Genomic DNA, 10,511 nt, shown 5'->3' with positions numbered 1-10,511 from the left:
GCCTATTGCCTATTGCCTATTGCCTCTCCTAACCAAGAAGTTAATTTTTTTCTAGTGCTTAATCATATTCTTTTGCCGCTTGTACTAAGGATAAAAGTTGTCCGGTTTGATCGGTTCCCGATACTCCTAAATCACTGTGACAGAGGATAACTTTTTCGCTTACCCTTGCTAATAAATCCCTTAAAACTCTCTGTAAACGTGCCTGATTTTCCTCTAATTCTGCCTCTGTTGTCCAGCGTTGATAGGGACTTTCTCGCCAAAAAATTGGCGCAGCAAAAAGAGTAGCAGCACCTCCTTGTTCCCAGAGTGGGGAGGAACAATCTAGCCAAAAATGCCAACGATGACTAGAACGAAAAGAGCGATATTGAAAGATATTGCCTAGGGTAACTGCTGAGGAAGATTTAATAAATTGTCGCACGGGATAGGGATTAGCAGTAATTGTACCACGGCGCAAAAGTTGGATAAACTGACTAATAGTTTCGCTGGGACTTTGAAAAGAGGGTTCACTCTCACGCAAACGCCGATCGATCTCCCAAAAATGTTGGGCAGTTTCCATTAATTCTCGCAAAGCTGCCAAGTGATCGAAGGGCAAATTTTCCCCATCGTTTAATAATTCTTCGATCGCTTGATTTAAGACAAAAATCGGGAAAAGTTTCGCTTGCTGCTGCCGTTTTTTCATCCCTTCGATCCAGTGACAAATTCTTTCGTAGGCAGTACAAGCTTTTTGTCCTAAGCGATCCCAACGGGGAAAAGTTTTGATCGCTAATAAACGAGGATTTTCCGGATGCACTTGATAACAATGATCGGCAATTAATCCGGCGCGGATTGGATCGATATCGGGAATTAAATTCTCTTCTTCATCCCAGCGATAACGGCTAAAAATCACCAGCATTTCCGCTATGGCCTCTTGGGGGGCTAAACGCCCCAAATTTGCGTAAACAAGGGCGAGAAGGGTCAATAATGCCCGAATCAGAGGACAACTGATCAGGGGTCGTTGTTCGTTGAGGGGTTGAACGGGTATCCCGGCACCGGTTAAAATTTCCATCAGGCTATAACGGGCGATTTCGTCTAAACCGGGGGCAATAACGGCGATTTCTTCGGGTTTTACTGCTCCTTGCTTGACTGCTTGAATAATAGCGGTGGCTGTCTTCCGTAACAATTCGGCGCGAGAGGTGGTTTGCAGGGAGATGAATTGATCGGGAAGATTGCCAAGATAGTTACCGTCGCTGATTAAGGAGAGAACCGTCTCGCTAAACTGAGCAGCTAACCCGTCAGTGGTAGATAATGACATAATTTGACAGCGTGCCGCTAATTTTTGCAGATAATCGGGATCGGCAGTTAATCCTAAGCGAATTTTTCCCTGGGGATTGTAGGTAAAAACGCTAAAACAATCATGATCGAGGAAAAAACTGAGTAAATCCTTGGCAATAGCCGGATAATCGTCCACATCGTCCGCAAAAACTCCCCGGAAGCGTTTTAATAGTTGCTGCTGATAACGACTATCAGGAAATAAATAGCGCCAATAGAGTTCGTAGATGATACCATAACTTAATAAACCACGTTCTAGAGACCAATCACGCCATTGAATGATTAATTCTCCCACTTTTTCTGGTGTTTCCTGCTCATTAATCGCTAAAACTCGTTTTAAATCTGTTTCTGATAATCCGTCGGCTAATCTTTCGGGTATCTTTTCTGCGGGAACACCACTAGCGCCGGCTAATTGTAACAAATCGAGAACTTGACGGACGAAACGATATTCATTTATGCTAGTAGGCTGGAAGAATTCAGCGATCGCTGGTTGCCAGAGACGGGTGGCGAGTTCCTGTTCCGTTTCTGGGCGTAATCGGCGGGGAAATTGCGCTTTTAGCCCTAAAGACTCGAAAATTAACGGCCAAAACAGGATGACTTCATCGGTGAGAAAACCTAAAGGGGTTTTGCAGAGAATCGGATAGCTACCCCTAACAGCAAGGGCTAATTGATCGGCTAATTCCCGTTTATTATCATCGTTGGCAGCGAAAACTAAGATCGAGCGGGGAAGGGGCGATGATTTCGGTCGATCGAGATACAATGAATCCTGGGACTGAAGTTGAGAAACAACCCAGCGCCGAAATTCCCCGACTAAAGCGGTGGTTTTTCCCGATCGAGTCCCACCTTCGATCCAAATTGGTATGATTGACATCGTTTTTTCTGGATTGTATTTGTTAAGATGACTGATCGGTACTCTAGCTTTTTTCCTTGTGGAAGTAATTGTTTCCTATGAATCTTAATCGGATTTTGCAAGGTGTTAATCAATGGTTATTACAAACTCCTGAACGTTCTTTAGATGAGGCTTATCATGCAGCTTTGAAGATTAAGGAGATAGAAGACAAGCATTTTCAAGGGCGAAAAGTGGCAGCGGAGTTCTCGAATTATGGCAGTACCACTAATTCCTATTTTATCGCAGAAGTTAAAGGTTATCTGCAAAAAATTAAAGTCAGATTGACGGAGTTTAAAGCTAGTCGCTCGATCGTTAATACCTTCGGACCAAATCAACCGACAATTAATAATGGGGTGATTACTGTCACCACAGATGTTTGTCTGAAAAAACTTCAGTTTATCGATAGTATTATCGGAAAATATCAAGGTAATTATTGGCAAGAAGATATTCAAGATGTTCCCAAAAGTATCCAGAACAGAAATTTTGAGCAGGAAACAGCCAAAAATAAGACTTCTAGAAATCGCTCTTTTTTAGCGGCGGGTAGTCTTGAAGATGAGGAAATGATCAAAAGCAATAAATCCCAAAAAGCTACGGAAAAACCGGGAGTTTTACCCCGTTCTTTTGTCAATACTTTTAATCGCATTAAGCAGGAAATTGATCCCCAAGCGGAGGAATCGGAGGAGGCGGTTTTAAAAAGATTTCGCAATTCTCGTTATAAAACAGCCATTTCTCTCAAGTTTATTTTACTGTTAATTATTGTTCCTTTATTAACCCAGCAATTAACCAAAACTTTCCTGATCACCCCCTTGGTTAATAAATATTTCCAACAACAGGAACAGTTTATTTTTATCAATCAGGATCTAGAAGAAGAAGCTTTTTCGGAATTGAGAAGATTTGAGGAAGCTTTACATTTTCGAGGTATGATTGGTTTAGCACCCAAATTATCTAACGAAGAAATCGAGGGAGAAATTACCAAAAAAGCGGCGGTACTAAGTGAAGAATTTCGCCAACGAGGTTTAAATGCGATCGCTAATATTTTCGCCGATATTTGTTCCCTGATTGCCTTTGGTTTTGTTATCGCTTTTAGTCGTCGGGAAATCGAGATTGTCAAGTCTTTTCTGGATGGCATTCTCTATAATCTTAGCGATTCAGCTAAAGCTTTTTTAATTATTCTCTTTACCGATATATTTGTCGGTTTCCACTCTCCCCACGGTTGGGAAGTGATCCTAGAAGGTTTAAGTCGTCATTTCGGTTTGCCGGAAAATCGCGAGTTTAATTTTCTCTTTATCGCCACTTTTCCCGTTATCTTGGATACAGTCTTAAAATATTGGATTTTCCGTTATCTCAATCGCATTTCTCCCTCGGCAGTGGCTACCTATCGTAATATGAATGAATAGGGTAAAGTCAGGGAGAAACCTAATAATTTATCCTTCTAATTTGGGGGGGATAATTTGGCCGCTGTCTCTTGTACTTTGGTAAGTTCTAATTGCAAAGCAGTGGCAATCTGTTCTATACTTAAACCTAAAGCTAGTAAACCAGCGATCGCTTCAGTTTTAGCTTCTTCACGACCTTCTTCACGACCTTCTTGTTTAGCTTCTTGATAAAGTCGAGTCTGTCTGAGATCATCTAATCCGAACATAGCTTCTAACTCCGCACGACTAAGATTAGTAAATTTATAGGCTAAGGTTCTTTCAATTAATTCTACAACTTTTTGCTGGAAAACTAGATCATCAATTTCAGCGATCGCTTTTTCTAAAAGTGGTTTTCCTCGTTGCTGTGCTAATTGGGGTGTAGCGACAATTAACTGAATAATTCCTAAACCCAGAGACGGAGCCGGACTATCGATTAATTCATCTAAATAAATAGGTCTGATCTGTCCCGTTATCTCAAATCCCCGTAGTTGATAGGGAAAATTATTGTCGATATCCCTGGAGGCAAATAAAGCTACAGCCATCCAATCCTGAACGGGTTTATACTGATTGAGATAGATGACAATTTCTGTTAAAAATCGCCAATAAAAATCGCTTTTATCCTGAAATTGCACTTCAACAAAGTAAATAATTAGTTCCGGTGCTGCTGTGGTCGGTAAAAAAATACCGTCAAAACGACGCGCTAATTCTTTGATTTCTCGGGAGGAGAATTGATAATTTTCAGCTTTCTGGGTTGACTCTCCCAGTAATTCAAAAATTAACCCCGGAAAGGTTTGCAAGAGTTGATAAAAAATTGTATCGGTTTTCACAAGCTTGAAAAAATCTAGATGTTTACTAACAATTACTTACAAATCATCCAACAAGAGCGTGACTAACACCTTATCGACGCGATTACCGTCCATATCCACCACTTCCAAGCGCAACCTTTGCCATTCAAAATGATCGGCAGCTCCCGGAATCCTGCCAAGATGGGTAATAATAAAACCACCTAAAGTGTGATAATTGCCCTGTTTTTCCCCGGGTAATTCACTGATTTCAAATAATTCTTTAAAATCTTCGATCGCCACTGTACCATCGATCAACCAAGAACCATCTTCCCGCTGCACGATCTGAGCATCTTCAATATTATCTAATTGGGGTAAATCGCCGACAATTGCCTCTAAAATATCCTTGCGCGTCACCAATCCTTGAATTACCCCGTACTCATCCACTACCAAGGCAATATGATGACCACTTTGCTGCACCAATTCTAACACCTTTAAACCCCTAGTGCTTTCCGGCACAAAAAGCGGCTGTTGTAAATCCTTCGTCAGGTCGAAACTTTCACCGGTTAAACAATCTGCCAATAAGTCTGTGACTTCGATTACCCCCAAAACCTCATCTAAACTGCCCTGACACACAGGAAAACGGTTATGATTGCTCTCAATTAGCTTCTGGCGGTTAATTTCGGCACTATCTTCCAAATCTAGCCAAATAATATCTGGGCGCGTGGTCATAATCTGGCTTACTCGGCGATCGCCCAATCCTAACACCCTTTCCACCATATCCTGTTCTGCTTCCTCAAAGGTTCCCGCTGCGGTTCCCTGTTTAAGCATAATTTTCAATTCTTCTTCCGTAATTGGGGAATCATTGTTATTAGTATTAATCCCCAACAAACCGAGAATCAGATTAGTCGATTGACTCAAAAGATGGACAATGGGCGAAACAATTTTTGATAACCTATTGAGAGGATCAGCAACGAGGATAGCGATTTTTTCAGGATTACTTAAACCTAACCGTTTCGGCACTAATTCCCCCACCACTAGGGATAGATAGGTAATAATTAACACCACTAATCCTAATCCCAAAGCTTGACTGTAGGGGGCTAAAACAGGAACTTGCGCCAATAATTGCGCCACACTGACCGATAAATTCGCTCCTCCGTAAGCCCCGGCAAAGATTCCCACTAGGGTAATGCCAATCTGCACCGTCGATAAAATTTGATTGGGATCATTGGCCAATTTTAAGGCCACCGCCGCCCTTCGATCATCTCTGGCTAATTGTTCTAAACGGACTTTGCGGGCCGAGACAATGGCAATTTCCGAGAGAGCAAAGACTCCATTGAGGAGGATCAGGAAGAAGATAACAAGAATTTCGGTAGTCGCCGAGAACATGGTTAAAATTTACAGGTAAAAGGGCGGATAGTTGTTTGTATCATAGTGCGAGGATCGGTTAAGTTCAGTAAAGAATCATCTTGATTTTTAACGAGTTACGAAGGCTTGTGTCTGGAGAGGGTTACTCCCAGTATAAATGGGATAGGATCAAGTCCGCACTCTTAGCTCAGTTAGCAGTGAACAGTCAGGAGTGACCTGTTGCCAGTCAAAAAAGTTGTCCCTGGGAGAGTGGGGACAAACTATCTCAATCTATTCGCCTGAAAAATTATGATCGCTACACCCGTATCATCGAAATCGAACCCTATCACGGAAATCCGCCCCGGACTACCGACTATTTGCGGTTGGGAACAGGAAATTGCAGCGATTGTTAATCACGATGATCCGATCTTTTTACCGACAACAAATCTCAAATTAGACAATATTAACGCTGGTTTTGCCTGTGCCTTGCATATGCACCAACCCACTATCCCGGCGGGTGTTAACGGGGAATTAATCTGCAATCTCCAGCATATGTTCGAGAATCAGGGGGATGGTGATAACCATAATGCCAGCGTTTTTGCCTGGTGTTACAGTCGCATGGGCGATTTTATCCCGGAATTGGTGGCGGAAGGCTGTAATCCCCGGATTATGCTCGATTATTCCGGCAATCTCCTCTGGGGTTTGGTACAGATGGGACGGCAGGATATCCTCGATAAACTCAAATTAATCACCTGTAACAGTCAATATCAACCCTATGTGGAATGGTTGGGGACGATGTGGAGTCACGCGGTGGCTCCTTCCACACCGATTCCCGATCTAAAATTACAGATGCAAGCATGGCAAACCTATTTTGCCTCGATTTTTGGCCCCGATGCCCTGAAACGAGTCAAAGGGTTCTCTCCCCCGGAAATGCACCTTCCTAACCATCCCGATACCCTCTACGAGTATATTAAAGCCCTGAAAGAATGCGGCTATCGTTGGTTATTGGTACAGGAACACTCGGTGGAAAATCTCGACGGTTCGGGATTGAGTCAGGAACAAAAATATATTCCTAATCGCCTGGTGGCGCGTAATTCTCGGGGTGAAGTGATTGCGATTACTGCTTTGATTAAAACCCAGGGTTCCGACACCAAATTAGTCGCCCAAATGCAACCCTACCACGAGGCCAAATGCCGCGGTAAACAGCAAATCGGCGGCGTTTGGGTTCCTTCCCTAGGTTCCCAGATTGCCGACGGTGAAAATGGTGGCGTGATGATGAATGAATTTCCTCGCGATTTTCCCAATCCTTGGCGGGAAATGCAGGGGGGTTCCAGTGTGGCAGGATTTAACGGTACGGAATATCTGGAGTTAATCGAGGCTGCTGGCGTTAATCCCGAAGATTATCCGGCAATTCAAGCCGTACACCAGCATAAAATCTGGCAGCGAGTTAATCCCGATGCCGCTACCCCAGAAGCAGTGGAACAGGCGATCGCTGAGTTAAAACAGTCCGACCACCGTTTTACCATGGATGGGGCATCTTGGACAAATGATCTCAGTTGGGTGCGCGGTTACGAAAATGTTCTCGAACCGATGAACCAATTAAGCGCTAAATTCCACGAGAAATATGATCCTTTAGTACAGGCGGATCCTAGCTTCACCCGACGACCGGATTATCTGGAGGCACTGCTTTATAATTTGCTCGTGCAAACCAGTTGTTTCCGTTATTGGGGCCAGGGTACTTGGACCGATTATGCCCGCACTTTGTACGAAAGAGGCGCGGCCTTAACCCGCTAAGATAGTAAGGTATCTAGGGCGCAGAATCTGCGCCCTAGTAGTATAAATATACTAGCAAGGGATGTTCGCCGATGAAGTAATTAAAGAAATACTCAAATCCTGATAAAAATCCTCTTGTTTTAATTCCACTTTTGATTGAGAAGCCAGTAAAAGTAAAGCCCAAAAAATCGCCACCTTTTCCTGTGTTGCCGAGTGACTAGAAGGCTTTTCTGCTTGCCATAAATCTAATAAATACTCAAACTCTATCTCCTTTTTCTCTAATTGAAAAAACTTTCTCTGCAAAAAAAAGTCCAGTTCCGCTGCCAATTCCGTCAGATTTTCTTGGTGGGCCAATTCCGTGATAATTTGTACCGCTTCCCGTCGGGATTGGGGCCGGGGTTTCGGGACAACTACAGGCAGTTTCGGTAAAGCTTCAATCTCTAGGGCAATCTGTTGTAATTGAGTGATTAACTCCTGCAAAGTTACCCGTCTTTTTCGCGGTGGTGGGGCGGCAGTACGACGGCGAATATGATTTTCTAGATAACGGGGTAAAGTTCTTAATTCCCGTTCTAACTCGCTAATTTCCTCATCAATCAGACTTTCTTCTTGCTGGTCCAAAGACAATCTTTCTAGGGTATCAGCCTTAAATAAAACTAACATGGAAGCCCATAAAAAAGCCTGTCCCGATTGGGGTAAATTAGCCTGGGCCATGGCTAAATCTAGATCATTTAATAACCCCAATTCTGCCAAAAAGCGATCGATCACATCAATAACCTGCACATCCCAGGGGTCAATTTCTCCCTGTTCCGCCATTTCTAAAAGAGAGGCGATCGCATCACTGGCCGAGGTGATAGTCATGATTGTAGAATCTTGTAGGATCTCAAAGGATAGAATTTAGCAAGCAAAACCATGGACATATCGATCGCTGACCTGCGCTTGGACTACAATCTCGAAGAATTGCTAGAGTCAGAAACATCTGCCGATCCTTTCATTGTATTTAAACAATGGCTAGAACGGGCGGTATCTTCGGGAAGATTGGAACCCAACGCTATGACTTTAGCCACTATTTCCCCGGAGGGTAAACCCCGGGCCCGCATGGTACTGTTAAAAGACTTCGATCCTCTCGGTTTTGTTCTCTTTACCAACTACCACAGCGCCAAAGGACAGGAATTAATCGCCAATCCCAATGCAGCCCTAGTGTTTTGGTGGGGAGAATTGCAACGGCAAATTAGGATCGAGGGAACTGTAGAAAAAATCAGCGAGGAGGAATCGGATAATTACTTTTTTGTCCGTCCCTGGGAATCTCGTTTAGGGGCCTGGGCCTCCAATCAAAGTGAAGTGATTTCCGGGCGGTATATCCTCGAAAAACGCCTGACAGAACTAAAAGAAGAATATGCGGGTCGTGAAGTTCCCCGTCCTCCTCATTGGGGCGGTTTTCGGCTAATTCCTAGTTTAATCGAGTTCTGGCAAGGTCGCCCCAGTCGTCTCCATGATCGTCTCTGTTATTATCGTCAAGAAGATGGCAGTTGGCAAAGGCAACGTTTAGCCCCTTAGTTTGATCTTGACACCTTGTATTAGCAAAATAGCTCGATGCTAATTCAATTTGTCATTTTAGTCTTGAGATAATATTAGGTCGATGTCTTTTCCCAACCCGCGCTTTCCTTAGCGATCGGGTTGGGCTATTATGTCAATTGGATAAAGGCAATCCGTCCGCCCTAAAGTTTCAGAAAAACGATAGAATTGAAAGGGTTTTGGTTTGCATCTTTCAAAAATAACTAGAGAATTATGGACATCAATAAAGTTGGACTTCGAGAAACCTTAGAAGCATTGCGGGTTGAACTGAGTAAATCTATTTTAGCCTCTGAGGGTGAGCAGATTCGCTTTCAAGTGGGTGACATTGAATTAGAGGTTCAATTTGTGGTTGAGCAGTCGAAAGAAGGCAAAGGTGGGCTGAAATTTTGGGTAGTAGAAATGGGTGGGGGTGTCACCAATAAAGATACGATAACCCATAGAATTAAAATTACCCTTAAACCCATTGGGAAAGATGGAAAACCTGTATTGACAGGAAGTGATGATATTCCCGATTAGAATTTTATACCCCTAGGGACGCAATGCTTGCCCCCAAAGCAGTTAATTTGTAGGATGGGTTAGCGAAGCGTAACCCATCACCATCCCAGAAGAATAGGTTACATCAATCCGATAAGTTATGCCCCAATTCCAACCCGATCGCGCTTTAGAAATTGTTGCCCCTAAGTATGGCACTGCCTATCGAATTGGGGGACGTTTACTCTTGACTTGTCGGCATCTATTTGATAATAGTAACGACTGTAAAGTACGATTTAGATCAACATCAAACTATTCTGATAAGCAGGATATAGACGCTCAAGTAATTTGGAAAGCTCCCGATAATATCGATATAGCATTAGTTGAATTACCAGAAACTATCGAAACTTGTGATCCTGTAAGTTTTGGGTTGTTACCTGATGCGAGTAGCACCCAAAAAGTTAAATTTGACTGTTTGGGCTTTCCTCTATTTTTACGGTATGTTGAAGATGAGATAAAATACGCCACAGGGTTACATATTGAGGGAACTGTCGATGTAGCTAATCGTGTTCCTCATCACCGTTTGTTATTAAATATTAAAGATAGTAAAGAAATCCAACCCACCGATGAACAATTAGAAAGATTAGCAGAAGATCAGTCACCTTGGCAGGGAACATCGGGATCAGCAATTGTTTGTTATGGGTTAGTGATTGGGGTACAATCTAAACAGCCAATTAGAGATCGTCCGGCATCTTTAGAAGCTGAATCTTTGGCAAGGGTTTATGATAATCCCGAATGGTGTGAGATATTAGAAAACCATGATATTGATCCTGAACCTAAACCGGTTATATCCGCTTCTTTAAAATCTTCTTCCTATCGTAATCAAGCTCCTCCTAAACCGAGTTATTTTGTCGAACGTCCAGAGGTTAGTATTGAGTTAAATAAACTTTTATTGTC

At 42.9% G+C, this 10,511-nt stretch carries 9 protein-coding genes; 5 read left to right on the top strand and 4 right to left on the bottom strand.

Annotated features, from left to right (window positions below; translation table 11 throughout):
• Window positions 1–58: 58 nt before the first annotated feature.
• Window positions 59–2,179 (bottom strand): PD-(D/E)XK nuclease family protein, encoded by a 2,121-nt coding sequence (locus PX636_RS01260; RefSeq protein WP_002796460.1) that lies wholly within the window; start codon window positions 2,177–2,179, stop codon window positions 59–61.
• A gap of 77 nt (window positions 2,180–2,256) precedes the next feature.
• Here PX636_RS01260 and PX636_RS01255 point away from each other — a divergent pair, with 77 nt between their 5' ends.
• Window positions 2,257–3,594, top strand: a complete 1,338-nt coding sequence (locus PX636_RS01255; RefSeq protein ID WP_002796459.1) for a proton extrusion protein PcxA — start codon at window positions 2,257–2,259, stop codon at window positions 3,592–3,594.
• 35 nt (window positions 3,595–3,629) lie between these two features.
• On the opposite strand, the gene PX636_RS01250 is transcribed toward PX636_RS01255, so the two are convergent.
• Window positions 3,630–4,436, bottom strand: a complete 807-nt coding sequence (locus tag PX636_RS01250) for an Rpn family recombination-promoting nuclease/putative transposase (protein WP_002796458.1) — start codon at window positions 4,434–4,436, stop codon at window positions 3,630–3,632.
• A 36-nt stretch (window positions 4,437–4,472) separates the two neighbouring features.
• Entirely contained in the window at window positions 4,473–5,780 is a 1,308-nt protein-coding gene (locus tag PX636_RS01245; protein WP_002760525.1) for a hemolysin family protein, read from the bottom strand.
• A 267-nt stretch (window positions 5,781–6,047) separates the two neighbouring features.
• Here PX636_RS01245 and PX636_RS01240 point away from each other — a divergent pair, with 267 nt between their 5' ends.
• Window positions 6,048–7,532, top strand: coding sequence for a polysaccharide deacetylase family protein (locus PX636_RS01240; RefSeq protein ID WP_288115970.1), 1,485 nt, complete (start codon window positions 6,048–6,050; stop codon window positions 7,530–7,532).
• Between the two features lie 51 nt (window positions 7,533–7,583).
• Here PX636_RS01240 and PX636_RS01235 read toward each other — a convergent pair whose 3' ends face one another.
• On the bottom strand, window positions 7,584–8,369 hold the full coding sequence (locus PX636_RS01235; protein WP_125731063.1) for a segregation/condensation protein A: 786 nt from the start codon (window positions 8,367–8,369) through the stop codon (window positions 7,584–7,586).
• Between the two features lie 51 nt (window positions 8,370–8,420).
• Here PX636_RS01235 and pdxH point away from each other — a divergent pair, with 51 nt between their 5' ends.
• From pdxH to PX636_RS01220, 3 genes are all read left to right on the top strand, one after another.
• The gene (gene pdxH / locus PX636_RS01230; protein WP_288115968.1) at window positions 8,421–9,065 is read left to right on the top strand and encodes a pyridoxamine 5'-phosphate oxidase; all 645 of its coding nucleotides are present in this window, start codon (window positions 8,421–8,423) and stop codon (window positions 9,063–9,065) included.
• A gap of 231 nt (window positions 9,066–9,296) precedes the next feature.
• Window positions 9,297–9,599, top strand: a complete 303-nt coding sequence (locus PX636_RS01225; protein ID WP_288115967.1) for a trypco2 family protein — start codon at window positions 9,297–9,299, stop codon at window positions 9,597–9,599.
• Window positions 9,600–9,717: 118 nt separating this feature from the next.
• The coding region (locus PX636_RS01220) for a trypsin-like peptidase domain-containing protein (RefSeq protein ID WP_288115966.1) at window positions 9,718–10,511 on the top strand (794 nt) is incomplete at its 3' end.

The sequence above is a fragment of the Microcystis sp. M53598_WE2 genome (assembly GCF_030067735.1).
Lineage (GTDB): Bacteria > Cyanobacteriota > Cyanobacteriia > Cyanobacteriales > Microcystaceae > Microcystis > Microcystis aeruginosa.
This window is presented reverse-complemented; position numbering and strand designations above follow the sequence as displayed.